The organism is Humibacter antri (assembly GCF_054777235.1).
The window spans coordinates 294,295-320,422 of record NZ_BAAHAW010000019.1; the positions used below are offsets into that span (position 1 = coordinate 294,295).

General features: G+C 68.9%; 17 protein-coding genes. 4 read left to right on the forward strand and 13 right to left on the reverse strand.

The features are described 5' to 3' along the window. Nucleotides 1–2: 2 nt before the first annotated feature. Both paaE and ACYVDK_RS07770 read left to right on the forward strand, forming a co-directional pair. Complete coding sequence (gene paaE / locus ACYVDK_RS07765) at nucleotides 3–1,193, forward strand: 1,2-phenylacetyl-CoA epoxidase subunit PaaE (RefSeq protein ID WP_460520335.1); 1,191 nt, start codon at nucleotides 3–5, stop codon at nucleotides 1,191–1,193. Between the two features lie 310 nt (nucleotides 1,194–1,503). Then, on the forward strand, nucleotides 1,504–2,268 hold the full coding sequence (locus tag ACYVDK_RS07770; protein WP_460520338.1) for an enoyl-CoA hydratase/isomerase family protein: 765 nt from the start codon (nucleotides 1,504–1,506) through the stop codon (nucleotides 2,266–2,268). Here ACYVDK_RS07770 and ACYVDK_RS07775 read toward each other — a convergent pair. The 5 genes from ACYVDK_RS07775 to ACYVDK_RS07795 form a co-directional block, all read right to left on the reverse strand. Then, nucleotides 2,255–3,517: a sensor histidine kinase gene (locus ACYVDK_RS07775; RefSeq protein ID WP_460520340.1), complete on the reverse strand. Its 1,263-nt coding sequence runs from the start codon at nucleotides 3,515–3,517 to the stop codon at nucleotides 2,255–2,257. The two genes, ACYVDK_RS07770 and ACYVDK_RS07775, sit on opposite strands and share 14 nt — an antisense overlap. Nucleotides 3,518–3,519: 2 nt before the next feature. Beyond that, the gene (locus ACYVDK_RS07780) at nucleotides 3,520–4,149 is read right to left on the reverse strand and encodes a response regulator (RefSeq protein WP_460520762.1); all 630 of its coding nucleotides are present in this window, start codon (nucleotides 4,147–4,149) and stop codon (nucleotides 3,520–3,522) included. Nucleotides 4,150–4,182: 33 nt separating this feature from the next. After that, nucleotides 4,183–6,879, reverse strand: a complete 2,697-nt coding sequence (locus ACYVDK_RS07785; protein ID WP_460520343.1) for a phosphatidylglycerol lysyltransferase domain-containing protein — start codon at nucleotides 6,877–6,879, stop codon at nucleotides 4,183–4,185. A 190-nt stretch (nucleotides 6,880–7,069) separates the two neighbouring features. After that, complete coding sequence (locus ACYVDK_RS07790) at nucleotides 7,070–8,368, reverse strand: alpha/beta hydrolase (RefSeq protein WP_460520346.1); 1,299 nt, start codon at nucleotides 8,366–8,368, stop codon at nucleotides 7,070–7,072. Between the two features lie 221 nt (nucleotides 8,369–8,589). After that, nucleotides 8,590–9,405, reverse strand: coding sequence for an LLM class oxidoreductase (locus ACYVDK_RS07795; protein ID WP_460520349.1), 816 nt, complete (start codon nucleotides 9,403–9,405; stop codon nucleotides 8,590–8,592). A 17-nt stretch (nucleotides 9,406–9,422) separates the two neighbouring features. Between ACYVDK_RS07795 and ACYVDK_RS07800 the strand changes: the two genes are divergently transcribed. After that, nucleotides 9,423–9,728 carry a type II toxin-antitoxin system VapC family toxin gene (locus ACYVDK_RS07800; RefSeq protein WP_460520352.1) on the forward strand — a complete coding sequence of 102 codons (306 nt, stop codon included), beginning with the start codon at nucleotides 9,423–9,425 and terminating at the stop codon, nucleotides 9,726–9,728. 8 nt (nucleotides 9,729–9,736) lie between these two features. On the opposite strand, the gene ACYVDK_RS07805 is transcribed toward ACYVDK_RS07800, so the two are convergent. The 4 genes from ACYVDK_RS07805 to ACYVDK_RS07820 form a co-directional block, all read right to left on the reverse strand. Further along, nucleotides 9,737–11,170, reverse strand: a complete 1,434-nt coding sequence (locus tag ACYVDK_RS07805) for a dihydrolipoamide acetyltransferase family protein (protein ID WP_460520355.1) — start codon at nucleotides 11,168–11,170, stop codon at nucleotides 9,737–9,739. 5 nt (nucleotides 11,171–11,175) lie between these two features. Next, nucleotides 11,176–12,198 (reverse strand): alpha-ketoacid dehydrogenase subunit beta, encoded by a 1,023-nt coding sequence (locus tag ACYVDK_RS07810; protein WP_460520358.1) that lies wholly within the window; start codon nucleotides 12,196–12,198, stop codon nucleotides 11,176–11,178. Continuing rightward, nucleotides 12,195–13,376: a pyruvate dehydrogenase (acetyl-transferring) E1 component subunit alpha gene (gene pdhA, locus ACYVDK_RS07815; protein WP_460520361.1), complete on the reverse strand. Its 1,182-nt coding sequence runs from the start codon at nucleotides 13,374–13,376 to the stop codon at nucleotides 12,195–12,197. Before pdhA ends, ACYVDK_RS07810 begins: the two co-directional genes overlap by 4 nt. Nucleotides 13,377–13,560: 184 nt before the next feature. After that, nucleotides 13,561–16,116 carry a helix-turn-helix transcriptional regulator gene (locus ACYVDK_RS07820; RefSeq protein ID WP_460520364.1) on the reverse strand — a complete coding sequence of 852 codons (2,556 nt, stop codon included), beginning with the start codon at nucleotides 16,114–16,116 and terminating at the stop codon, nucleotides 13,561–13,563. A gap of 407 nt (nucleotides 16,117–16,523) precedes the next feature. Here ACYVDK_RS07820 and ACYVDK_RS07825 point away from each other — a divergent pair, with 407 nt between their 5' ends. Further along, entirely contained in the window at nucleotides 16,524–21,551 is a 5,028-nt protein-coding gene (locus ACYVDK_RS07825; protein ID WP_460520366.1) for a DUF7927 domain-containing protein, read from the forward strand. 286 nt (nucleotides 21,552–21,837) lie between these two features. Here the strand turns inward: ACYVDK_RS07825 and ACYVDK_RS07830 are convergent, their stop codons facing one another. From ACYVDK_RS07830 to ACYVDK_RS07845, 4 genes are all read right to left on the reverse strand, one after another. Continuing rightward, entirely contained in the window at nucleotides 21,838–23,139 is a 1,302-nt protein-coding gene (locus tag ACYVDK_RS07830) for a hypothetical protein (protein WP_460520369.1), read from the reverse strand. 262 nt (nucleotides 23,140–23,401) lie between these two features. Next, the gene (locus ACYVDK_RS07835) at nucleotides 23,402–23,872 is read right to left on the reverse strand and encodes an Lrp/AsnC family transcriptional regulator (protein ID WP_460520372.1); all 471 of its coding nucleotides are present in this window, start codon (nucleotides 23,870–23,872) and stop codon (nucleotides 23,402–23,404) included. Between the two features lie 28 nt (nucleotides 23,873–23,900). Next, on the reverse strand, nucleotides 23,901–24,335 hold the full coding sequence (locus tag ACYVDK_RS07840; RefSeq protein ID WP_460520375.1) for a DUF1707 SHOCT-like domain-containing protein: 435 nt from the start codon (nucleotides 24,333–24,335) through the stop codon (nucleotides 23,901–23,903). Nucleotides 24,336–24,448: 113 nt separating this feature from the next. After that, nucleotides 24,449–26,011, reverse strand: coding sequence for an FUSC family protein (locus ACYVDK_RS07845; RefSeq protein ID WP_460520378.1), 1,563 nt, complete (start codon nucleotides 26,009–26,011; stop codon nucleotides 24,449–24,451). Nucleotides 26,012–26,128 lie beyond the last annotated feature (117 nt).

A 26,128-nucleotide genomic window follows, 5' to 3' on the forward strand; every position in this document is an offset into this window, starting at 1 on the left:
ACTTGCCGATTTCACGCCCTGAGCAAGCGAAGCGCGTCGAAGGCTCGTCGCCTCTGCCGTCGCAGTCGAAGCGGCGCGGGGCGTTCCACACGCTCACGGTATCCGCCGTGCGGCAGTTGACTCCGGATGCCATCGAGGTCGCCTTCGCGGTGCCCGCCGAGCTCGCGCACGCCTACGACTACGAGCCGGGGCAGTACATCGCGATCCGCACGAAGATCGACGGGGACGTGCTGCGCCGCAGCTTCTCGATCTGCCAGGCGCCGGCATCCAAGGCGGCTTTCGGGGCGCCGATCGGCGACCTGAAGGTCGGCATCAAGCGCGACCTCGGCGGTGTGTTCTCGACGTGGGCGCTGGAGAACCTCCACCCCGGCATGACGCTGGAGGTGATGAGCCCGGAGGGTCGTTTCACATCGCGGGTGACGGCCGAGTCTGGCACGGCCGGCGCCGTGCACTGCGCCGCGATCGCCGCGGGCAGCGGCATCACGCCCGTGATCGCTTTGGCGCAGAGCGTGCTGGCTGCGTCGGAGGCGACCACGTTCTCGCTGGTGTACTCGAACCGCACGGCGATGGACACCATGTTCGTCGATGAGCTCGCCGATCTGAAGGACCGGTACCCGTCACGACTCGCGCTCTATCACGTGCTCACGCGTGAGCGGCGCAGTTCCGAGCTGCTGAGCGGACGCCTGGATGCCGGCAAGCTGAACCGCATTCTCGACGACCTCGTGCCGGTCGACGATGTGGACGAGTGGTTCCTGTGCGGGCCGTTCGAACTCGTGCAGCTGTGCCGCGACGCGCTCGGAGCGCGAGCGGTGCCGGCCGATCGCATCCGCTACGAACTGTTCACGACCGGCGAGCCCGGCAGCCCGTCGCCCCAGCACGGACGCCCGATCGTGGTCGACCCCGGCGAGAAGACGTGCACCATCTCGTTCCGGCTCGACGGCACCACCTCGACCGTGACGAGTGCGGAGCACTCGCAGGAGAGCATCCTGAACGCCGCGCTGCGGGTGCGCGGCGACGTGCCGTTCGCGTGTGCGGGCGGGGTGTGCGGCACCTGCCGGGCGGTGCTGCGCGAGGGCACCGTCGACATGGTCGAGAACTACGCGCTCGAGCAGGATGAGCTGGATCGCGGCTACGTTCTGACGTGTCAGTCGATCCCGACGAGCGAGAAGGTCGAGGTCGACTACGACGCGTGACAGACCCGCCGACGTTCCGTGGGTTGAGCCATCCCGTGGGTTGAGCCACCCCGTGGGTTGAGCTATCCCGCGGGTTGAGCCACCCCGTGGGTTGAGCCACCCCGTGGGTTGAGCTTGTCGAAACCCCTGACGATGCTGGTTTCGACAAGCTCAACCAGCGGGGGCGGCTCGACCAGCAGGGGCAACTCAGCAGCGGGGGCGACTCGATCAGCGGGGGCGACTCAACCAGCGGAGTGACAAGCTCAACCAGCGTGGGCGGCTCAGCCAGCCGGGTGGTTCACCCCGGGTAGTGAAGAGGTGAGGAGAACACATGCCGGTACGCGTGGAACGCAATGGCGACGTCGCCGAGGTCGTGCTCGACTGGCCGCAGAAGCTGAACTCGCTCGACCTCGACGGGCTGGACGAACTGGATGCCGCACTCGGGTCAGCGCTCGACGCGCGTGCACTCGTTCTGCGCGGCGAGGGCAGGGCGTTCTGCGCAGGCCGCGACGTGTCCCAGGTGGATCCGGCGACGGATGACGCGCGCGGCTACCTCGACCGGCTCACCGCGCTGTTGCACCGACTGAGCGCGTTCCCAACGCCGACGATCGGGGTGGCGACGGGTGCCTGTCTCGGGGTCGGACTCGGCCTGCTCGTGGCCTGCGACGTCGTCTACGTCGCGGACTCGGCGAAGATCGGCTCTCCGTTCGCCGGCTTGGGCGCAGCCCTGGACTCCGGCGGCCACGCGCTGTTCGTCGAGCGGCTCGGCACGCACCGCACGCTCGATCTGATCTACACGGGCGAGCTGATGAGCGGGGCGGATGCCGTGGCATCCGGCCTGTTCAGCCGCGTCGTGCCCGCCGATGAGGTGCTCGAGTTCACCCGGGAGAAGGCCATGGCCGTCGCGGCCGGCCCGACCATGGCGTTCCTCGCCGAGAAGCGGCTTGTCGCGCGACTGCGCGACGAGCGGATCGGCCTGTGGGAGTCGGTCGCCGACGAGACGGATGCCCAGGTCGCGCTGTCGTCGACCGCGGACTACGCGGAGGGTTTCGCTGCGTTCCGCGAGAAGCGTCGCCCGCGGTTCACCGGGCGGTGACCGTCACAGGGAGCACGGCGCGCAACGTAGTACCCCCAGTCGCCCCCGCTGCGAGTTCGAGGCGACCGCCGGCGGCCTCGAGCCGGATGCGCCGTGTCGCCAGCCCGATGTGCCCAGCCTCCAGCCGAGCCGCCAGCGCGTCGAACTCGGCGCCGACCCCGTCGTCGGTCACGGAGACGACGACCCGTGCACCGTCGCGAGCGAGCGTGACGGTCACCCGCGACGCGTGCGCGTGCTTGACGACGTTGCCGAGAAACTCGCGCGCACTGTCGTACAGCAGTCGTTCCGTGGCAGCGTCGACAGCGCCGGACCACCGTGATTCGTCGACCTGCACCTCGAAGCGCCCGCGCGCGGCCGAGTCGACGGCCAGTCGTCGAACAGCGGCCGCCAGACCCGCCTGCTGCAGCACAGCCGGACTCAGCTCGGCCACCTGCGAGCGCAGCAGCACGGATGCCTCGCCCAGCGCGCTGCGCAACCGTTCCGCGACTGCACGGTCGGTCTCGGGCGGCAGGTCGTCCAGGTCTTGACGGGCGGCGAGCACGTACTGCAGCGCGCCGTCGTGCAGATGCTCCGAGAGCGTCGCCCGCTCCCGCGACTCGGTCACCAGCAACTCGGACAGCAGTGCACCCCGCCGTGTGTACTCCCGCCCCAGGGAGAGCACGCGCGAGGCCTGCACGCGCACCAGCAGAATGCATCCGGCTCCCACGCCGGCCAGCGCGAGCGAACGCAGCGGCACGGCGGCCCACGGCTCGCCCGACGTCTGCACGGCGAGCACGCTGCAGACGACGAAGACGACGACCGTCGGCACGATCACAGAGACGGCGGCCCACACGCGCAGCTGCACGGCGGCCACCACGGGCAGCAGGAACATCCCGTCGAGCAGGATGCCCGCCGTGCTGCTCCGATCGTCGGACAGGCTGGCGACGACCACGATCGCGGCGACGGCCAGAACGTCGCCGTAGAGCGCGAGCCAGCTGAAGCGGAGCACGCGAGCCACCTCGCCGCGTACGACGACGAAGACGAACACGGCCCACACGGCGTACCCGGCGACGATGAGAAGGCAGGCCGGCGCTCCGTCGGGAGGCGGCACGATGAGCACGGTCAATGCGAGGAACACCACCAGCACCGTGCGCACCACGGACTGCGCGCGAAACCCTCTCGCGGCGTGTCGGATGAGCAGTGCGCGCAGCTCGGGCACCGCGGCGAGATCGCGCAGAGCGGTCACATCTTCGGCGGCGGTCGAGCTCATCGTCACTCCACGAGCTTGCGCCGCATGCCCTCGGCGACAGCGGCGGCCCGGTCGCTCACGCCCAGCTTCTCGTACAGCCGCGCGGCGTGGGTCTTCACGGTGCTGGCGCCGAGGAACAGCTCCTCGGCGATCTGAGGTATCGAGAGCCCGCGCGCGAATCCCTGCAGCACCTGGAGCTCGCGTTCGCTGAGGATCGGACCGTCGGAGTTCTTGCGCAGGCGGATCTCGCCGACCAGTCCCGCCGCCAGCGCAGGAGGCACCACAGTGCGGCCCGCCGCGACGTCGGCGACCGCGGCGACGATCTCGGCACGCGGTGCCTCTTTCGAGATGTAACCGGCGGCCCCTGCCTCGAGCGCGGCGTAGACGATGGACGGGTCCGTGATGGCCGAGACCAGCAGGATGCGCGCATCCAGTCCGTCGCGCACTGCGGCCTGCACCACGTGGATGCCGTCGAGTCCGGGCATCTGATAGTCGACGACGGCGACGTCGGGCTTCAGCTCGGCCATCATCGCGAGCCCCTCACGGCCGTCGCCCGCGTCGCCGACGACCCGGATGCGACCACTCTGGGTGAGCCCGCGCACCATGCCGTCGCGAAAGAACGGGTGATCGTCGACCACCACCACCGTGATCATCTGCTGCACAACGACCTCCGCTCGAGTCGATCTTCACACGCGAGATCGCCTCGCGCACGTGTCGGATGCCGCTGCGCCGCGGGCGCCGCGCGCCAGCCGTGCTGCGTCTGCCAGCGACAGCCCGGGAGCGTACGCCCGCGCAATCGCCACACCGATGCGCGGAAGCGCGGCGGAATCGGGATAGGCCATCAGCATGGGCCGGAACTCCGGCTGGAACTTGCTCTTGAACCGCAGGAGCGAACGGAATCCGTACATCGGCTCCAGCGAGGCGCTGATCTGGGCGAGGATGCCGTCCAAGGCGCCGCGAGACTCGCCATTGCCGGCATGGGCGAGCGGTGCGCCGGAGAGGCTCATCTCCATCATTCCGTCGCCCCGCATCCGCTCGGCCGCTGCCGCGATCACGAACTCCATGATCCCGTTGATGCTGTCGGTGCGACGCCGCATGAAGTCGAGCGTCCAGCCCACCACGAGGCCGTCGCGGTAGCGCGGCATCCAGCTCGTCACGGCCTCGATGCGCCCGTCGTCGCCGATCGCCAGCATGAGCCTGACATGCGGGTCGCGCAGCTCGTCGATCCCGCCGAGGGTGAAGCCCATCTCGGGAAGATCCTTGCCGGAGACCCACTCCTCGGAGATCTCCGCGAGTTGTGCATGCTGCGCAGGCGACAGGTCGCGATGACGGGTCCACTCCGCGCGGATGCCCGCCCGCTGCGCCCGGTTCGCCGACGAACGCACGTCTTGCCAGTTCTTTCCCGCCGTGCTCCAGCGCTGCGGCAGAATCACCGCCTCCTCGGCGACGACCATGCTCTGCCACCCCATCGACCGCACCGTCGGCGACAGCTCGCCGTCGATGCTGTAGAACACCGGCACCCAGCCGTGATCGTCGCAGAAGCGTGCGAAGCGGCGCAGGGTGGCCTCGGCGCACCTCGGGGCCCCGATCGGACCGCCTGTGGTGATCGCGATGCCGTTGATCACGCGGTAGGCGAGGGCTGCGCGAGGCGTGCGGTGTTCGGTGCCGGCACGTGCCTCCGCGTCGGGCGAGGCATCCGTGTCCGACTCGTCGAACCAGTAGCGGTTGCCGCTCCACGTTGTCATGTATCCGAGCGCGTCCCCGCCGCGGCGCACCAGCCGCCGCGCCGCGCGGGCGTCGCCTGCGTGACAGCCCGGCACCGTGGTGAGCATCGGCGCAACGGCGGCCACGAGCACCACTGCCCAGAACAGCGGTCCGACGGCGTGCAGCACAAGCCAGACCGCGAAGGACCCGCCGGCCGCGACCGGGTGGAGGGCGGCCGCGACGTGCAGCGGAAGGAAACGCGTGGCCACGTCGACGGCGACCTGCAGCGGGGTGGTCGTGGCGAGCGCGGCACCGTCTCCCAGTCGGAGCACGAGCAGGCAGAGGGCCGTCAGAGCCGCGCCGGCGATCGTCACGATCAGCGCGAAGCGCCGCACGGACCGCGCAGTAGGCATCACCGTGAACCTGCGCCTGGCCACGATCAGTGCAACGGCCACGCACAGCGGCACGATGGCGGCGATCACGAGCCCGGCCTCGACGTGATATCCGTGAGGGCCGGCAAGGCGGCCGGTACCGGCGTCGAGCAGAGACGTCACGAGGCCGAACGAGATCGCCGCGCAGCATCCCAGCACGACGTTCACGACCGCAGCGACGACGAGCGCGAACCGACTCCCGAACACGAGTCCGTAAGCGCTCACGAGCAGCACACCAAGAGGCAGCAGTGAGAACACGACCGCGGCGCCGCCGGCTATCGGAGACATCGCGAACGCTGAAACGCAGTGCGCGCTGACGACGCCGGCTGCGCATTCGGGCGTCGCGGTCGATGTCGCGAACAGCGCGGCGAAGGGCGCCAGCACGCCGAACCGGCCGTGCGAGAGCAGTGCCACGACGGGCCCTGCACCTACCACCGCCACCACCGACGCGAGCAGCACGCGCACCTCGCGGTTTGAACTGCGAATCCAGGTGGCGGTCGAGCGCACGCGATCGCTCAGGCGCACGAGGATCTCGCCCGCCGCGATCCCTGCGAGTACCGCCAGAGCGCGGTAGAGGTCGGTGGGATGCCCCGAGTACAGCATGAGCACGGCGATCACGAGAAGCACCAGCTGCCGCAGCCGGCGTCGCCAGAGCGCTCCCGCGAATGCGCTCGCCGCGGCGACCGCTCCGAGCGCTCCGGTGAACGGGGCGACCGCCATCAGATGCTCGGTGCTGTGCACCCACGGCAGACCCGCGGCACGACCCAGCCACTGGAGTCCGATGCCGGCGAGGATGCCCGCGACGCCCGTCAGCGCGAACGCGATCGCCGTGCGCAGACCGCCCATGAGCCGCTCGGCAGCCCCGACGAGAACGGCGGTCACGAGCAGTGCGCCGATGAACTGCACGGGGGAGTCGGAGAAGAACAGCGACGTGATCGGCGTCCACCAGTGGCCCCCGGTAAGCGGGCCGAGGCCGGTGCCCGCCCAGTTGAGCGCGTCGCGCAGCGACCCGGGGAGAGCTGCCGCGAGGAGCTCGGCGACCACGAACAGCGACACCATGACGGCGGTGACCGGAAAGCGGCGAACGATCCGGCCCGCGCCCGCGCCGACGCGGCGCATCGCGCTGATCGACGCGACGACCGCATTGCCGTGAGGCGAGACGGTCGAGCTGTCCGTCGTCGGGGATGACGTCCCGCTCCGGGTGCCGGCCCGCTGAGGGCCTTGCGTGGAGACGAGTGAGGTGGTCATGATTCGGTCGTCCTTCAGGTGGTCTCATTGGAGGCGGGGCGCTTGAGAAAGTGGCCCGCTGCGAGGCGGATTCGCCGTTGAATCCAGCCTCGACAGCCACGGGATGCCACGCATCGGCTGATCGGTGGAACCGGTGGATGACTGTGTCAACCGATCGGGGGATTCTGCGTGGGCGAGGTCCCGGGTCGGGTCATCCGATGCCCATGTGGGCGAGCACGGCGGGCAGTCCCTTCTGCACTCCGTAGGCGACCGTGTACCAGTCGTGCCCGGTGCCCGGCGACACGTAGAGTTGCGTGTTCATGCCCTCCCCCTGGGCGACCGCGTGCAGTTGCTCGTCCCAGGCGACGTATCGGCTGTCCTCGCCGCCGACGGCGAAGACGGCGAGGGTGTCGCGGTACGTCCCGTGCGCCCGCATCTTCGCGATGGGCATGGCGGCGGCGTACGCGGCCTGGGAGCCGTGGAACGCCTGCGCCACGGTGTCGGGCCCGTTCATCGGGCCGATCTCGCTCGAGACCGCGAGCATCGAGCCGAAGCGCTGTGCGTCGCCGGCGAGGAACTGCGAGGAGCAGGTCGCGCCCTGAGAGAAGCCGAGGAGTGACCACGCGTCGCGGTTCGTCGCAACGTAGAGGTGGGTGGTGACCCAGTCGACGACGTCGGTCGTGATGTAGGTCGCCGAGTCGCCCAGCGACGAGTCGACGCACATCGTGTTGGCGGACGACGGCCCGAGTTGGTCGGGCGACACGACGATGGGGGCGATCCCCTTGTGGGCCGCGGCGTAGGCATCCATGACCTGGGCGATGTGTCCTGACGCGAACCAGTCGCTCGGTGAGCCGGGCTGACCGGACAGCGCGATGATCACAGGGAGCGCGGGCGGGTCGGCTACCTGCGCCGCAGGCGGCAGGTAGATCACCGCGTCCCGGGCCGCGAAGCGGGATACCGTGCCGGGGATCGCCGCGGAAAGCACCATGCCGCTCTTGGGCATGTCGGCCGGCGGCCTCCACGTCTTCGTGTCGACAACTGCGACCGCGCCGCGCTGCGGGTCGCCGTGCTCGTGGCCGAGGGGGCCGTTCTTGTACTGCGGCATGCCCAGCGCGTCGCTGACGTCGGTGTAGTAGCCGATGTCGGCGTTGACGAAGGCGCACCCTGTCACGATCACGAGCGGGACGGTGGCGACGGCGATCAGCTTGCGCCACCAGCGAGAGCGCCAGAGATTCACGGCCGCGAGCCCCAGGCCCGCGAACACGAGCGACACCCACAGGGTTTCGGTGATAGACAGCTGGGCGCCGAAGAGGTCCCACACGTCGCCCGCCAGCCAGGCGAGCAGAACGCCGAGGCCGGCGCCGGCGGTCACCGCGACAGACGCGGTGATCATCCAGCGTCGCGTCGGTCGACGCAGGATCAGCGCCAGCATCGCAGCCAGCGCAAGTGCGCCGACGGTTACGAGGAAGGAGATGTCCTGCACATTCAGATGGAGGAGCCAGGCGAGCACGGGCGATCGACCTTTCCGGCGGGCACCCGCCGTGGGACTGAGGGCCCGATTCGGACCTGCAATCCAGCCTCGCCAAGCGTCGCCTCGTGCTCATCGGCCGATGGGCGGATGAACCGGTGGATCGTGCCGTCCCTCCATCGACCGCCCGATCGGCCCATCGTCCGCCCGATCGGCCCATCGTCCGCCCGATCGGCGGAGACCCCACGGAGTGGGGAGACGTGTCAGCGCCCGCTGAGCGCGGCCACGAGCGGGGCGAGCCGTTCGGAGAACTCGTCGGAGACCGTGATGAACGAGACGCCCGTCGCCTCGCGCAACGCGAGGAGCGCATCCGCGTCACGGGAGGTGTCGCCGGAGAGCAGGCCGACAGCGCCCGCATCGCGCAGCGCTTCGGGCGTGACGCCGGTGCTGCGCCTCATCCACTCCGGCACCTCCTCGCCCACACCTGAGACCTGCAGCGACAGTACCGGCGGTCGCCGATGCTCCGGAGTGGATGCCCGCAGCCGGTCGACCGCTGCCGCCACGTCGCTCACCGTCGCCGTCGGGGCCAGCGGCAGCGCCACCGTGTGAGCGCTGCGCCCGGCGATGCGCAGCATCCGTGCACCGCCTGCAGCCAGCGTGATCGGAAGCTCGTCGCCGAACGCCGCCCGCACCGCGTCGACCGTCGCCTCAACACGGTCGACGCGTTCGCCCGGCGTTCCCCATCGTCGGCCGAGGGCCACGGCGTCTTGCTCGCCCTGCGGCCGCCCGGCGCCGAGACCCAGCTCGAAGCGGCCGTCCGAGAGCTCCACGATGGTGCGCGACTCGCGCACGGTCTCTGCAGGCACGCGCAACGGCGCATTGAGCACCCAGGTGCCCAGCCGCAGCGTCGAGGTCGCCGCCGCGGCCGCCGTGAGCGCGAGGAACGGCGAGGGCGTGAACAGAGTGTCGGGAACGAGCAGGGCCGAGAAGCCGAGCGTCTCCAGGCGCCGTGCGGTTTCGCCCCAGGCGCGGGCGTCGCCGTGCATGCCGGTCACCGCGCCGAATCGGAAGAGTGTCATGCCGCAAGCCTTGCGCGATGTCTCGGCCCGCGCATCCGCCCGCGGGAGGCGCCCGCCTCATCCTCGAAGCCGACGCGGCCCGGGGCCGACAGGCATCCGCTCGTCGCGAGCTGTTGCGTCTTTTGGATGCCGTTCCGGGATTCTGGGCGAGCTTCGACCGAGCGGCCTCCGATGGGTACGGGCGACTGACTGCGGTACCCCGCACGGCGATCAGGCAGAAGGATGCTCTGATCGCCGGTCACGCGCACTCGCGCGATCTGCCGCTGATCACGGCGGACAAGGGCTTCACCCGGTTTCCCGAGCTCGACGTCCGGTTCGTCTAGGTGCGTCGTCACAGCTCGGTCAGGGCGAGAAGCGGCTCCTGTATGCATCGTGCGACGTACGTGATGAACCCGGATGCCACGTCGCCGTCGCACACGCGGTGATCGAACACGAGGGAGAGCGTGGTCACCGTGCGCACCGCGAGTCCACCGTTGACGACCCACGGACGCTCCATCAGGCGGCCGAGTCCGAGCATCGCGACCTCGGGGTGGTTGATGATGGGCGAGGATCCGTCGACGCCGAGCGAACCGTAGTTGTTCAGCGTGAACGTGCCGCCGGTCAGTGCGGAGGGCGGGTAGTCGCCTGCCTTCGCGTGCTCGGTGAGGTCCGCGACGGCATCCCGCAGGCGGTTGAGCGTCATCGCCTGAGCGTCGTGCACGACGGGCACCATGAGCCCGCGCCCCGTCTGGGCGGCGAGCCCTAGGTTGATCGCCGAGTGCTGCACGATCTCGCCCGCTGTCTCATCCACTGAGGAGTTCAACACCGGGAACCGCTGCAGCCCGGCGACGACGAACCGCGCGGTGAGCGCCGTGACGCCATACCGCTCGCCGGTGCTCTCGGCGAGACGCTCCTTGGCGCGCACCAGCTCGGTGGCGTCGACGTCGAGCCAGATCGTCGCGTCCGGAATCGTCTGCCGTGAGTGCGTGAGGTGGTCCGCCACGATCTTGCGCACGCCGACGATCGGGATGCGCACGTCGGATGCCCGACCGCCGCCGCTCGGTGCCGGCCCGTTCCGCGTTCCGTCGCCACCCGCCACGGGCGGCACCCCCTTGCGTGCTGCGATCTCCTTCTCGACGTCCTCCCGCATCACGAGGGAGCGGGGACCGCTTCCGCTGAGCCGAGACGCATCGAAACCGTTGTCGTGCGCCAGTTTTCGCACGATCGGAGAAACCACGGGCGAGCGTGTCGTCGCACCGGTGTGCTGACGGCGACCGCGCCCGAACCGGCCGCCGGCCGGGCGCGCGAACGTGCGCGTCGACTCGCTGATGCCGTACCCCGCCAGTACCGCGCCGGATGCGCCGTGCCCGGCACCGGCATCCCCTCCGGTTTCTGCGCGGAGCGCCGTGCCCGGCACCAGCTCCGCCGTCTCCGTCGATGCGGCGTCCGCCGGTGCCTCGTGAGGCGACGCCGCGGCCGGGGTCGAGCCCTCGGACACCGGAACACCTGCGGGAGTCGTCGCGGTCGCATCGATCGTGACGAGCGGGTCGTCCTTGTGCACCGCGTCGCCGACCGCCGCGTGCAACCGCTCGACACGCCCCGCGTACGGAGAGGGCAGCTCGGTGATGGACTTCGCCGACTCCACCTCGACGACGGGCTGGTCGATCGTGACAACGTCTCCCGGCTGCACCAGCCACGACACGATGGTCGCCTCGGTGAGGCCCTCGCCGAGGTCCGGCAGCAGGAAGTGCTCGGAACGCATTCCCGAGTTCTCGTTCTGCGCCATCGCGCTCACCACTCCCACGTGTCGAGCGCCGCGAGCACCCGCTCCGCCGTCGGCAGGTAGTACTCCTCGAGCTTCGGCGACGGGTACGGGATGTCGAACCCTGTGATGCGCAGAACCGGTGCAGCCAGGTGGAAGAAGTTGCGCTCGGTGACCCGCGCTGCGACCTCAGCGCCGTAGCCGCCGAACTGCGCCGCCTCGTGGATCACGGCCGCCCGTGACGTCTTGAGCACGGATGCCCCGACCGTCTCGTCGTCGAACGGCGACAGGGTCCTCAGATCGATCACCTCGACGGAGAGGTCCTCGAGCTCGGCGAGCTCGGCAGCATCCAGAGCGGTCTTCACGGTCGGCCCGTATGCCATGAGCGTCACGTCGGTGCCGGTGCGGACGACCCTGGCCCGGTCCAGCGGAGCCGGCGGATGCTCGCGGTCGACGGCGTCCTTCATCCAGTAACGGCTCTTCGGCTCGAGGAAGATGATCGGGTCGTCGCTGGCGATGGCCTGGCGGAGCATCCAGTGCGCGTCGGTCGGGTTCGACGGTGTGACGACGGTGAGGCCGGGCGTGTGGGTCCAGTACGCCTCGGAGGAGTCGGAGTGGTGCTCGACGCCGCCGATGCCGCCTGCGTACGGAATGCGGATCACGACCGGCAGCTGAACGCGTCCCTTCGTGCGGTTGCGCATCTTGGCCAGGTGCGACGTGATCTGCTCGAACGCCGGATAGCTGAACGCGTCGAACTGCAGCTCGACGACCGGCCGCATGCCGTTCATCGCCATGCCGATCGCGGTTCCCACGATGCCGGCCTCGGCCAGCGGCGAGTCCCACACGCGCGTCTCGCCGAACCGCTCCGCGAGGCCGTCCGTGACCCGGAAGACGCCGCCGAGCGGGCCGACATCCTCGCCGAAGACGACGACGCGCGGATCCTCGGCCAGCGCATCGGCGAGCGCGGCGTTCAGCGCGCCGGCGAGGGTGAGGGATGCCGGCGCCCGGCTGGTCGCGCGGGCCGGGGCATCCGTGTGATGTGCGATCGTCATGACCTGCTCCTCGTCTCGTCGGCGGCAGACGCCAGCGGCGATCCGGATGCCGCGAGCTCGTCAGCCAGATACGCCCGCTGCTCCGCCAGCGCCGCACGCGGCAACGCGTACACGTGATCGAAGAGCTCGAGTGGATCCAGGTGGGGGGACTCGTTCATCGCCTCCCGCGTCGACGCCGCGAGCTGTTCGGCGGCATCCGCGATCTCCGCGCGGAGCCCATCGGTGAGCACGTCCTCGACGCTGAGGTACGACTCGAGGCGGCTGATCGGATCGAGCACCCGCCACCGCTCGACCTCGTCGTCGGTGCGGTAGCGGGTGGGGTCGTCGGAGTTGGTGTGCGCCTCCATGCGGTAGGTGAGGCCCTCGATCAGGGTGGGTCCCTCGCCGCGGCGGGCGCGGGCGAGGGAATCCGCCACCACTGCGTAGACCGCGGAGACGTCGTTGCCGTCGACGAAGCGGCCGGGCATGCCGTAGCCGATCGCCTTGTCGGCCAGGGTGCGAGCATGCGACTGCTTGGCGAACGGAACGCTGATCGCGTAGCCGTTGTTCTGGATGACGAACACCGTCGGCGTCTGCCACACGGCGGCGAAGTTGAACGCCTCGTGCGCGTCGCCCTCGCTGGTGGCACCGTCACCGAGAAAGGTGAGCGTCGCGGTCGGCTCGCCACGCAACTTGGCGGCCATGGCGAACCCGACGGCGTGCACCGCCTGCGTCGCCAGCGGGGTGACCTGCGGCGCGACGTTGTGCTCTGCCGGGTCGAACGCCGAGTGCCAGTCACCGCGGAAGAACGACAGCACCTGAATCGGCTGCACACCTCTGGTGAGCAGCGCGATCGAGTCGCGGTACGTCGGGAACAGCCAGTCCGCGTCGGCCAGTGCCGCGGTCGCGCCGATCTCGCACGCCTCCTGGCCGAGAGCGCTGGGGTAGGTGGCGAGTCTGCCCTGTCTGGTGAGGGCGCTCACCTGCACGTCGAAACGCCGTGCCAGAACCATACGGCGGTAAAGATCGAGCAGGATGCCCGCATCCGGCAACTCGAATCCCGCGGCCCGGTCGTCCCCGGCTCGTCTCCCGTGCTCGTCGATCAGGCGGATCGGCTCGACGGTCGGCGCGGCAGGGTGTGCGGATGGATGCCGCGTCGCCGCAGGGCGCGCACCACCGGTGACTTCGTCGTCGCTCACCCTTCCATCGTGGGCCGCCGCGGCGACCGTCGGGCGGGCATCCATTCACGTCGATTCAGACGGCAGATGTGGTGCCGCGGATCGCGACGATCGGGCGCGGGCAAGGTGGCGGAACAAGCCATTCGTCCACCCGGTGAGCGGGTGTTCGTGCCCGTCGAGCTCCAGCGCCGACGGACAGCGACGATCACGCCGGCGGGATCAGGCCGGCCTGTCTGGCTCGCGCTATCGCTTCCGAGCGGTTGGTGGCCTGGAGCTTTCGGTACAGGCTTCGCTGTTGAGTTCGGACGGTGCTGTAGGTGCGTTGGAGAGCGACGGCGGCCTGCTGGATCGATTGCCCTGCGTTGATACGGTCGAGGACCTGCTGTTCCCGGGGCGTGAGTCTGACGATGGCGATGCGCTCCGGATAGAGCGCTTGCCCTGAACGGAGAGACGCCATGATCAGTGATCGTTGCGCCGGGGCGAGATCTGGCGCGAGTGCCACGATGTCGGGTCGGGGGACCGTGGTGAAGGGGCGCAGCATGCCCGAGTGCGTGGCTGCATTCGCGGCACTTCCGAGGGAGCTGACAGCGAGCTCGTTTTCGCCTTCGCGGTGGGCGGCGACGGCTTTGATGAGAAGCATCTCGAGCCTGTGGCGTCGGGTGGCGTGGAGTGCCCAGTGAGAGCTTTTCGCGAGACGGAGGGCTTCGGCCGTTTCGCCGGAGAGCAGTGCGAGTCGGGCACGGGTGGTTTGCAGGAGCGCGTGGTGCTGGCCGGGCCCGTTGAGGAGCCTGCGAGCCTCGTTCCCGTGCCCGAGGGCGAGATGGGCGTCCGCTTCGATCAGGGTTGTCAGCGTCAGGAACGGGTCGGCGCGGGTGAGGGTGCCCTGGGCGGCATCGACCCGTTTGAGCGTCTCGAGCACATCGGCCGCGCTCCCTGTGCTCAATGCCAGAAGCGAGTGCGCGTACAGCTCGTACATCGAAAGGGTGCTGGGCAGAACGTTCTCGTGGAGAAAGGCCGTGGCTGCCGACGCTCGGACGATATCGAGTCTGTCGGTGGCGACGATGGCTTGTGCCGCGTGATACGAGGCATGAATGAAGGGAGCGAGCCAGGTGGCGATCGGTCGGGTCTCGATGCTCTCCTCGTGGCGTCGGAGCCAGCTGGTCGCTGCCGGAACATTGCCGTGCGCAGCGTGGGCCAGTGCGAGTTTCGCGGCCGCGTCCGCCTCCATGTGGCGGGCCGCGCTGTCGCCGGATCGGCGGAACGCTCGTTCGAATCTGTTCACCGCAGTGCGGAGGTCGCCGACGATGAGGGATGTCTCGCCGGCGTAGAACTGCACGGAGGGGTAGAGCTCGGCGACCGCGCCGGGCTGGGCGGAGCGCGCGCTCTCTGCCACCGTCACGACGCGGTCGCCGAGCTCGATCGCCTCCGTCCATCGTGCGGAGGTTCGCAGCGCAAGCAGGTTGGCCAGCGCTGCGTTGATTGCTGCGGGGGCGCCTCGGTTCGCTCCGAGTTCTGCCAGCTGCTCCGGGAGGGCTGGGAGAACATCCGCGCCGATGCTGGGCTCGTCCTCGTGCAGGAGAACACTGCGGATGGCCCGGGAAGGGGTCGCCTCGGGAGCCCTGAAGAACTCTTCCGTGGGTGTGGCGAGCAGTGCGGAGTTGAGCGCGTCATGGTGGTTGCGCAGCAGCGTCCGCCAGTGCCGATCGATGACCGCGACGACCAGGCTCCAGTTCTCGGCCGCGATCGCGTGAGCCAGTGCCACGGCGGGCTGTCCGTGCTTCGCGGCCCAATGGCCGAGGCGTTCGCTCAGCGTCCGCAGCCTTGCGGGATCTCGCCGTTCGAGCTCGGCGCGCAGAATCTTGCGTACCGTCAAGGTCCACCGGTATTCGGTAGCGATTCCCGAACGTTCCGGAACGAGCAGCCCGGTCGCGACGAGGCGTTCCAGGAGGGCGGTCGCAGACGGGTCGGGAAAGACGAGGTGGGCCGTCTCGACACTGATGCTCTCGGGAACGGAGGTGGCCAGGGCGAACTCGATGAGCTCTGGGCTCGGGATCCTCGGCACGAGGTCACGGAGCCAGTTCGAGGCGACCTGCTCGATCACTGCGGTGAGATCGTGGGGCGTGGCTCGGTTGATCTCGTCGACGAGCATCTGCACCATGGCCGGCCATCCGCCGATCGCGGCGTTGACGGTCGCCGCGAGTCCGTCCGCCGCCTCGACTCCGGCCGAGCGGAACAGGGTGGCGATCTCCTCCTGCGTGAACAGCAGATCGCGCGGGGCGAGCGTGATCGCCGGAACCCCGCGGAGAGCGTACGGCGCGAAGCTGCGGAAGCTTCGCATGCTCACGATGAGCCGGAAGTCGGGGACGTGCGCTGCCAAGTCGGTGAGCGCCTCGTCCACACCGGTGACGGTGACGTTCTCGAAATTGTCGATCCACAGCGTCAGGCGGTGACCGGCCGTGGAGATCATCCGGGCCGCCAGCGATTGCGGGGTTCGGCTGTTCGCCATGGTCGGAAGCGGGATGCCGGCGTCGGTCAGCGCGTCGACCAGCGCGATCCAGAATCCGTCGCGGTCGCCCTCCCCTGGGCGCACCCGGAGCACGGCGATCTGACGCCCGCCGGCGTCCATCTCCGCGAGCCACTGCCGTACCAGAACACTCTTCCCGTATCCGGTCGGCGCGCGAAGCAGATGCACCGCGGCCCCGTCATCGGGGCTCTTCAGCAAACGTGGCCGGGGGATGATCACCGCACCGGGTGTTGGCATCACTCGTCTGCCGTGCTTGCGCTGAGTCGCGGATTGCCGATCTGCATGGAAGGTCTCCCGAAACCTCGTCGACGACGAAGGGTGATTCCGCCACCTCTCTCCGTACGTCTGGATCAGATATACCGCACCGGGCCGCTGAAGTGCGGGCCCCGATGAAGCCCCGATGAAGCCCCGATGAAGCGGCGGGGCCTTGGTCTGGTGCAAGACCGGTGCGTTCGTGTTTACCCCGATGAGGGCCCGATGAATTCCGCTGCTTCGCCCGATCCGGAGCCTCTGCCGGTAACAGAATGAGGCTCGCCGGTGGCTCTCTGCTGTCACAGGGTGCAGGTGGGGGTCTGCCTGCGCGCGAGGTCGTCCCGCTCGGACGCGCCTCTTTCGGGTATGCGCATTGCTCTAAGGGGGGTCCGATGGGCCTGGATGATCGTGGGCTGCTTTCCTCGGGCTGGTGGAATGGTCGACGGCACTGGCTGGCCGCCTGCCTCAGCACGATGACCGTCGCGATGGTGATCCTCTTGCTCGCGCAGCCCGCACCGGCTCTCGCGGCAACGACCGCGAAGCACGAGATCACTGCCGACTGGGCGGGAACGCCGGTGCCGAGCAGCGCACCGTACGGGACGACGGTCACCGCGGAGTTCCACGTGAACACGAACGACGCCGACAACCCGGCGGCCAATGCCCCGGTCGACGACGTGCGTGCAACGCTGACCGTCAGCAACGGAGTGTTCGTCAGCATCCCGGCCGTGTGCGCCACCACGGGTGTCACACCGCCATCGGCCATCACCGGCAACGGCACCCAGCTGCTCTGCAACCTCGGCACGGTCAAGGAGGGGACGGCATCGGTCATCCAGGCGCCGGTGAAATCTGCGGGCGCAGCAGGCTCCGAACTCTCGGTGTCCGGGACCGTGACCTCCGACTCGGCGGTCGCTCCGGCAGGGCCGGCGGCCACGACGCCTCTGCCGATCACCGGATCGCACGGCATGGATCTTGCCATCAGCGCACCGAACCAGAACTACCAGCAATCGTTGGCACCCAGCCGCAGCGGTGGAAACCGTCCGACCGTCATCGTCGACTACGGGCTGAGCATGACGGCAGGCAGCATTCCCGGACCCTCCGGCTACACCTTCACCCTGAACGTCGCCCCGACCGTCGCCGGGCAGCTGAGCGGGCTTCAGTGGGAGGGGTGCGCGCCAGTGGATGACAGCGCCCAGGCGACCGGCATCCCGTACTCCGATCCGACGCACACCAACCGAACAAACGCGCCGACCTGCTCCATCAGCGGCAGCGGCACGACGTACACGGTGACCCTGACCGGACTGGACTATTCGCTTCAGCATGTGCCCACCATCGACAGTCTGGGCAACGCGATTTCCTCCACCACGAACTTCGTCGCCGCAGGCAAGCTGATCTTCAGCTACGCGGCCGCGATCACGCAGAGCACGGGTGTCGACTTCGCCGCGACCCCGACCCCGTTCACGTTCGCCGACGGCGTCACCCAGCCGGAGACGAACACGTCCAACGACTCCTCAGACACGACGCTCGTGCTGCCGGGAGCGTTCGCCGACCAGTGGGCGCCCGTAGGCCCCGGTGTCGGCCGATCGGCGTGGGACGCGAACTACTTCGCAGCCCCGGGTGCGGCTCAGGGCGCCACATTCCCGATTCCGGGTGCCGGCACCTCGAGCAAGCCGGGAACCCCGGTCCCGAACAGCCAGCTTCCGGCGTTGAGCAACGCGGACAGCACCGCGTGGACGACCTACACCGGGCCTGGCGGGGCCGACATGGCCGGCGAGTGCACCATGCTGTCCAACCCGGCCGACTTCGTGTTCACCCAGGTCGACTTCTACGGAACGAACGGCGCCTCGACCACGAACATCACCTCGGCGCACATCTGGTATCGCACCGATGCGATCAACACGAAGACCGAGACATGCGGGGAACCCGTGGGCGTGGCGGGCAGCGTGTGGACTCAGGCAAGTCTCTCCTCGTCGTGTGCGAGCCAGTCGGCGTACATCTCGCCGGTCTACTCCGACGACAAATGCGTCGTGACGCTTCCCGCCGGTGTCACGGCGGTCAAGATGACCTGGAACCCCGCAGTCGACACGCAGGCGCACCACACGCTGCGAGCCTGGGGCTATGTTCCGTCGACGGCGCCCGTGGGGTCCGATTCGTGGACGGTCGGCGCGTTCAACGCGTCGTACAACACGAGTACGGTCTTCCCCGGCGGGTGGCCCGCGCTGAACAACTACATCAACATCAGCGGAAACAACACCGTGTACGCCACGATCCCGGGCTGCACCTACGCGGCGCCGTCGTGCAACACGAACGGTCAGCGCGACGCGATGCGCATCCAAGGTGCAACGGGAGTGATCACCAAGACCACACCAGACACCTCCGCCCTGCCCGGCGTCCCGGTCACGTACACCCTGAGTGCGGAGGCCGACTCGACAGTCGCGACGCCGCCCGCGCAGACCTTCCCCGTCGTCGACACCTTGCCGGCAGGGATGGCGTACGTCGCCGGGTCCGGGACACCGGCTCCGGCCGTCACCACCAATGGGACCGGGCAACAAGTGCTGACCTGGACCTTCGCCGGCGTTCCTGCGAACACAGCTCAGAACATCGTCTACCAGGCACAGACCGACCCGAACGGTTCGATCGCACCTGGCACGGTGCTGACCAATGTCGCCGAGGTCGATGTGCCAGGTGACAATCGGCCCGCGGCGGCACGGCAGGCCACCGCGAGCGTCACCGTGCCGAACAACGGCGCCACGACGCTGGGCAAGTCGGTGGAGGCGAACGTGTTGTCGTTCTATGGCGACTCATCCGCATGGGACCTTGTGGTCGACTCCCAGGACCCGGTGACGAACCCGTTCACCGACACCATCGACGTGCTCCCGGCCAAGGGCGACACCGACGGTACGAACATCGACGGCGGCTACTCGATCACCGCAGTCACGGCAGTGCCCGGTGCGACCGTGTACTACACGACAGCGACCCGGTCCTCGCTGAGCGAGGACCCCCGCGCCTCGTCCAACGGCGGCACGCCGGGCTCCACCAGCGGAAACACCGTCGGGTGGTCGACGACCAAACCGGCGCAACCGACCGGGATCAGGGTCATCGGACCGGCGCTCGCACCTGGCGCCTCGCAGAAGATCCGCATCGCGTTCGCCACCCCGGCCGGTGCCGACTGCGCCAGCCCGGCGTCGTCGGACAACAAGCCGGGACAGAAGATCGTGAACACGGCGGACTCCATCGCGGGGCACACCGGATTGCCGATGCTGTCCTCGGCCACCACGACGATCGGCGACTGCTACGCGCTGGACCTGAAGAAGTACGTGCTCGAGAAGGGCGGAGACCCGACCACCACTCCGGGGGCACCGAACTCGGACTGGCATGACGCCAACACCACGGCGGACTACCAGCAGTACTCGGTGGGCGACACCATCCACTACGCCATCGTGGTGACGAACGTCGGCACCGGCACACTGACCAACATTCCGGTCGTCGATGACCACTACAGCGCGTGCAGCTTCACCGTCGCCAGCCTGGCCGCCGGTGCCACGACATCGCATCAGTGCACCGCGACTGCGGTCGTCGGGGCGACCGTGAACACCGCCTCAGCCTCGGTGACACCGCCCTGCGATGGCGGCACCTGCCCGCCGCAGATCACGGTGAGCGATCCGGCCGGGGTGCTGGTGCCGCAGGCGCCGCACGTGGTCAAGACATCGAGCAGCCCTGCCGACTCGGCGGTATCGCCCGGGCAGAAGATCCAATACACGATCACCGTGAGCGAACCTGCTGGCAGCGTCGCACCATACCTTGCACCGACGCTGACCGACGCATTGGCCGGCGTGACCGACGATGCGACGTACAACAACGACGCGACCGCGACCACTGCGGCGGGCGCTCCCGGTACGGTCTCCGTCGATCCGGCTGCACAGCAACTGACCTGGAGCGGGCCCCTTCTCACGCCGGGCCAGGTCGTCACGATCACGTACTCCGTCACGGTGAACAACCCGGACACCGGTGACGGCATCCTCACCAACTCGGTCACCATGCCGAACACCAACTGCGATCCGGCTTCGGCGGATGCTGCGGACTGCGTTGTGACGCACCCGGTGCAGTCGTTCGTCGTCACCAAGGTCGCGAACACGACCACGGTGCAGCCTGGTGAGACGATCACGTACACGATCACTGCGCACAACAACGGGCAAGCGGCGTACACGAGCGCCCACCCGGCATCGTTCACCGACGACCTCAGCAACGTGCTCGACGACGCCACGTACAACAACGACGCGACGGCATCCGATGGCAGCACCATCGGCTACAGCGCACCGACCCTGTCGTGGAGCGGGCCGCTGGCGGTAGGCGCCACCACCACGTTCACCTACACGGTCACCGTCAACACCCCGGACACAGGCGACAAGCAACTGCGCAACTCCGTTATCGGCGGCACCAACTGCGCAGCGGGCTCGACCGATCCGAGCTGCACGGTCGCCATTCCCGGCCCGGCACTGCAACTGAAGAAGACCGTCGACGTCGGCTACGCCGACTTCGGTCAGAAAGTGCACTACACGATCGTTGCGACCAACGTCGGAGCGGGCGACTACACCAGCGCCCATCCGGCAGCGTTCACCGACGACCTGACCAAGGTGCTGGCCGATGCGGCCTACGACAACGACGCGCAGGCCTCTGACGGGAGCACCGTCGACTACACCAAGCCGACGCTGTCCTGGCACGGAAGTCTCGCGTCGAAAGCCAGCGTCACCATCACGTACTCCGTCACCGTGCACAGTCCAGACACCGGGAACCTGTCCATGGACAACACGATCACAGCCCCGGCGGCGGTATCGAGCAACTGCGGGACCGGTTCCACCGATCCCGCATGCCAGACGCACACCCCGATCGCCGCCTATCACGTGGCGAAGAAGGTCGACGCCTCCACAGTGAAACCCGGCGGTACGCTCCACTACACGATCACAGTGACCAACACCGGTGACTTCGCCTACACCACCGCCCACCCGGCCTCGCTGACCGACGACATGACCAAGGTGCTCGACGACGCCGATTACAACGGCGACGCCACCAGTACGGCCGGCGTGTTGAACTACGCGCAGCCGAACCTGTCCTGGACCGGCGCTCTGCCCATCGGTGCGACGGTGCAGATCACGTACACGATGACCGTGCATCGACACAACACCGGCGACGGCACCTTCGTCAACGTGGTGACGACACCGTTGGACCCTGACGGGGGGAGCCCGGCGAACTGCCCGACCGGCTCCACCGACCCGGTCTGCGCCACGAGCACCACACTCGCCGGCGCAGGGCTTGCGACGACCGGCAGCAACCTCGCGATGCCCCTCACGCTCGCCACGCTGCTGCTCGGCCTCGGCGCCGCCCTGACGGCCATGCGCCTACGCAGACGCCGTCGCAGCAACTGATCCCCGGGACTCGACAGGCCGGCTGCGTGCCCGCGGCGAATACCCGCCGCCGCGCAGCCGGCCCCGCCGGTCGCACAGAACGGGCGTAAGCTCGCGCCGTGACCTGGCGGTCTCTCAGAAGTGCCGCGCCAGAGGCATCCCGAGGGAGAGAGATCGAGCAGGATGTCCGCCTCCGGCAGCTCGACCCGCCGCGGGGTGACCGGCGATTCGCCTCCGGTACCCGTCGATCATGACGGATGAGGGTGTGGGTATTCGGTCGCCCGTGAGGTGGTGCGATTCGGGATGGTCAGGCTCGGGATCCCGTCCCGGCATTGCCGTTCGTCTGCCGCAGCCCGGCGACGATTCCTGCTGCTCCGAGAGCGATCAGTGCCAGTGCGCCGACGCCAGCGCCCCACGGAATGGAGCTCCCCGACTCGGCCAGCATGGCTTCGAACTCGATCGTGGCCGCCGCCGAGACCTGCTTCGGGCTGCTGTGCAGGATCGCGTACACCTGGCACGCCTGCGAGTGGACTTCGCCCGGCGACTGCGTCCAGACGATCTGGTCGAGGCTGGTCACCTGGCCGGAGAGGGCCACGCTGATGGTGGTCGCCACGGTCGAAGTGGTGCAGAGCGTGATCGTCGTCGTTTTCGTCGGATCGGTGCCGACCACGGTGAGCACTCCACCGGAGAGTGTGGCGTCGCCGCTGCACACGGCAAGATCGCTCGCGTTCGAGGTGACGGTGATCGGTTGCTCGTAAAGGTTCGTCGTCACGTCGAACCGCGCCTGTTGCCCCGGTTGCACCTTCGCCGCCTCCGCTGCGATCGAGAGAACAGGCGCAGACGTCATCGCTGCGAGGTACTGCTGATGGGCCGTGGTGCCGATGTTCGCGTCGCACCATTCACCGATCAGATGGTTGCCCGGATTGTCGAAGAAGGAGCGATCCGTGATGCACCATACGAGGAACTGGCGCGCCTGCCGCTCGGGACTGGTGGCGTTCGAGGCTTGAGCAGCTCCCGGGGCGAGCCCGTACGGCACCGGGCTGACCGCGAGATCGTGTTGGAGCACGTACGCCACCAGTTTTTGCTGATCGGATGTGAGGCGTGCGTTGTCAGGGCGTTCCTGGAGCCCGGGAACGGTCACACCGCTCTCGGTGAGATTGCCGTCGGCATCCGTGCCGTTGCACAGCGCTTCAAGCCGGTCGGTGCAATACATCCACTGTGAAACAGGGCCGACGCCTGCGACGAATGTCACGCCGCAGTTCGGTGTGAGGCCACCGTTCTCGCCGCTGTCGCTGTACAGGATCACGGCGTGGCCGGCGTTGTAGTCGACGAGTCGTTGACCGAAGACCGCTGTCAAGTCGGGGACCGGGCCGGCGGCATGCGCAGGCGGGTTGGGCGTGGTCCCTTCGCACGTCGGAGCGTTGAACTGCTGAACCGGAGGAGCGGGCACGTCCGCCCGAACCTGGACCGGCGAGCCGACGGGGCGCGACGCAGCGACGTCGGTAGTCGCGTTCGCCGGCTCCAGGCCGATCGTCGTGCCACCGGCGACTAGCATCGTCGCGACTGCCACGGCGCCGACCCGGGCAATCCATCCGCGTGCGTCGGCCATGAGTTCCTGCCTCCCCCGAGAAACGAACATCCTCATCAGAATACGGTCGGAGCGGTCGCCGGAGTGAGACAGGCCTGCGATCGCCTCGATTCTTCTGCGGGATGCCATGAGCCTGTTCCTGCCGGTTGAGCCTGTTCCCGCCGGTTGAGCCTGTTCCCGCCGGTTGAGCCTGTTCCCGCGGGTTGAGCCTGTCGAAACCGAGCCTGTTCTCGCCGGTTGAGCCTGTCGAAACCGAGCCTGTCGAAACCGGGCTCCGGTGTACTCACGCACCCCAGGAGTCGCGGGCGATGCCGGGCGCCGTGCCGTCCCACGACTCGAGCACGATGTACGAGCGGGTGGATGCCACGCCGCCCACCTCGTGCAACTGCCGCATGATCACGTCGCTCAGGCTCTCGTGATCGGGTGCACTCACGGTGATCACGAAGTCGATGTCGCCGCTGACCGCGAGCACCGACTCGACGAACGGGAGAGCCGAGAGTGCGGAGGCGACATCCTGCCAGCCGGGCTGCCGTTCCACCTTGACGATGACGAGCGCCGTGACGTGCAGGCCGATCGCCTTGCGGTCCACACGTGCACCGAATCCCTCGATCACACCGTCGGCGATGAGTCGCTGCAGTCGGTTCGCGACGGCGCTGCGCGACACATGGACGCGCTCGGCGAGCGCCCGTACCGACAGGCGGGAATCCGCGCTGAGCTGCGCGATGATGGCCCGGTCGACCTTGTCCACGTTCATCGCCACAGAAGCTTAGGGTGTGTGCGGCTCAGTACCGTCGGCGCCGGTACTCGGCTCCAGGGCCGTAGATGATGACACCCGCTGCCGGCACCAGCAGGAAGAAGAGCCAGCTCCACGTCCAGCCGTTGAAGACGAAGCCGCCGAGGAAGAACAGGCCGAGCGCCAGGAACGGGATGAACGACATGATCGTCGCGCCCCACGCGCCGCCCAGCGCTCGCGAGTGCCTGCCCCAGTCGTCGTGGGGAACGGATGCGACGGGGGCTGCGGCTCGTGGCAGATCGGTGAACAGGGGCGCGAGATCGCCCCAGGTCACGGCGGACCGAGCCGAGGCGGACCGCTGCTCGAACTCGTCGGCCGTCAGCCGACCCTCGTCGCGTGCCTGAGAGAGCGCGGAGACGGCTTCGGCCCGATCGCGATCGGCGATGCGTTCGCTCGGGCGCAGGGGGTTCGCGTAGTCGACCATGCCCACAGCCTGCCCGGTTCCAGGCGCGGATGCCAGTGCCCACGCGAGACAGCGGCCAGTCGGGTTCGCGCTCCGGTCGTATCGGCTGCGGCTCGGCCGGTCGAGCGCCCGTCTCAGGAAGGCTGCGATGCGGCCGGTCGGGCGATGAGCGACAGCGGAGCCTCAAGCCCGGTGATGGCCGCGTGCAGTTCGGGGAACGCGCGCGGCGCGTCGGCGGATTCCGGCGCAGGCGCGCCAACGAGCATCCTGCGGCACGCCCCGACCCGGCGAGCCAGCGCGCCGAGCTCGCGCGATTCGTCGGCGCACAACGGATGCCCGCGCTCCACCCGTGCAGCGATCGCGTCGGCCGGTTCCCAGCACGCTTCGAGTGCGGGAATGACGTCGGCGCGGTGCGTCGAGTCCCGGTTGCAGAGGCGGGCCGTGCGCTCCAGCCGAAGGGTGGGGCCGAGTTGCCGCAGCCCGGTGAGCGCGGCATCGAAGTCCGCGCGGTGGCGCTGGATGTGCTCCGGTTGCCTGACGCACGCCACCAACAGGTCGGTGAGCGCGGCGAGTGCGGTGGAGACGCGCCCGCGCATCACCGCGGCCGTGTGCACGGGCAGCACCCACCACGCGACGGCCACCGCGAAGGCGCCGGCCACCACGATGGCTGCGAGCCGCACGAGCATTGCGGGCCCGGGGGAGGTGCCCTCGACTTCGTGCAGGATCGAGATCATCGCAGTCATCGCAGCCGCCCACCAGCCGTACCCCGTCGGTCGCAGCCAGAGCCCGAGCGCGAGGATGACGCCGATGGCGAGCACCGACATTCCGGCGGTCGGGCCGGTCTCTGCCGCGTGCGAGGCGAACGCCGACAGCACGGTCGCCAGCACCGTGCCGCCGAGGGCGCCGACCGTGCGATGGATGCCCTTGAACAGCACGTCACCCCGGCCGCGGTTGCCGCTCGCGACGACGTAGCCGGTGAGTACCGCCCAGAACCAGTGTTCTCCGAACACGAGGTGGCCGATGAGGAACGCGCCCGACAGTGTCACCGCCATCTGCGCAGCCATGCGTGTGCTGACGATCGGGCGCATCGTCGAGCCGCGGGATGCCCGTGGTTGCGGCGACGCGCTCATCCGGCCGCTGGAGACCGACCCGGGCGCGGGATGCGGCAGCACCCCGGATGCCCGCGCCGCCCATTGCAGAGCGAGGGCCACCAGAGCCACGACGAGTGCCATCGCGGCCGCCCACGGCACGAAGCCTTCGCCGGGCCGGATGGGTGCCGGCACGATCAGCACGGTGATGAACGGCAGCGCGATCAGAGTGCCGACGCGCGTCGCCACTGGGCCGAATCGGCGGATCCAGATCGCACCGGAGAGTACGAGCACGAACAGAGAGTCGCCGATGAGGGGCGTCTTGAACATCAGCGCGCCGACTCCGCCCGCGGCGACCCCGACGAGCGGCAGCGCCACGACGGACACCGAGCGCTGTCGTGCGCTCGTGCCTGCACGCTCCGGCGTGAAGCTGATCGAGAGCATCACCGCGAGCACCACGATCGAGATCCCGAGGCCGAACCGAATCGCAGGCACGCAGGAGATCGCGGCGCTGATCAGCACCGTCGCGTAGGTGACGGCGGTCGACCGAAGCCGCAGCAGGCCGGGGTCGGCGAGGCTGCGGCCCAGTGCCCACAAGTTGCTTCGCATGTGCGTAGTGATTCTGATCACGTTCTGTCTGCTCATACCGTCGGTGGAGCCCATTTGAGGTCGTTGATGTGGTTTCGACAGGCTCAACCCGCGGGAGGGAGAGGAGGTCGTGATGGG

Excerpts from the sequence above, each read along its gene's own strand:
- ACYVDK_RS07770 (WP_460520338.1), top strand. The coding sequence starts at position 1,504 with ATGCCGGTACGCGTGGAACGCAATGGCGACGTCGCCGAGGTCGTGCTC.
- ACYVDK_RS07775 (WP_460520340.1), bottom strand. The coding sequence starts at position 3,517 with ATGAGCTCGACCGCCGCCGAAGATGTGACCGCTCTGCGCGATCTCGCC.
- ACYVDK_RS07780 (WP_460520762.1), bottom strand. The coding sequence starts at position 4,149 with ATGATCACGGTGGTGGTGGTCGACGATCACCCGTTCTTTCGCGACGGC.
- ACYVDK_RS07785 (WP_460520343.1), bottom strand. The coding sequence starts at position 6,879 with ATGACCACCTCACTCGTCTCCACGCAAGGCCCTCAGCGGGCCGGCACC.
- ACYVDK_RS07795 (WP_460520349.1), bottom strand. The coding sequence starts at position 9,405 with ATGACACTCTTCCGATTCGGCGCGGTGACCGGCATGCACGGCGACGCC.
- ACYVDK_RS07800 (WP_460520352.1), top strand. The coding sequence starts at position 9,423 with ATGTCTCGGCCCGCGCATCCGCCCGCGGGAGGCGCCCGCCTCATCCTC.
- ACYVDK_RS07805 (WP_460520355.1), bottom strand. The coding sequence starts at position 11,170 with ATGGCGCAGAACGAGAACTCGGGAATGCGTTCCGAGCACTTCCTGCTG.
- ACYVDK_RS07810 (WP_460520358.1), bottom strand. The coding sequence starts at position 12,198 with ATGACGATCGCACATCACACGGATGCCCCGGCCCGCGCGACCAGCCGG.
- ACYVDK_RS07820 (WP_460520364.1), bottom strand. The coding sequence starts at position 16,116 with ATGCCAACACCCGGTGCGGTGATCATCCCCCGGCCACGTTTGCTGAAG.
- ACYVDK_RS07825 (WP_460520366.1), top strand. The coding sequence starts at position 16,524 with ATGGGCCTGGATGATCGTGGGCTGCTTTCCTCGGGCTGGTGGAATGGT.
- ACYVDK_RS07830 (WP_460520369.1), bottom strand. The coding sequence starts at position 23,139 with ATGGCCGACGCACGCGGATGGATTGCCCGGGTCGGCGCCGTGGCAGTC.
- ACYVDK_RS07835 (WP_460520372.1), bottom strand. The coding sequence starts at position 23,872 with ATGAACGTGGACAAGGTCGACCGGGCCATCATCGCGCAGCTCAGCGCG.
- ACYVDK_RS07840 (WP_460520375.1), bottom strand. The coding sequence starts at position 24,335 with ATGGTCGACTACGCGAACCCCCTGCGCCCGAGCGAACGCATCGCCGAT.
- ACYVDK_RS07845 (WP_460520378.1), bottom strand. The coding sequence starts at position 26,011 with ATGCGAAGCAACTTGTGGGCACTGGGCCGCAGCCTCGCCGACCCCGGC.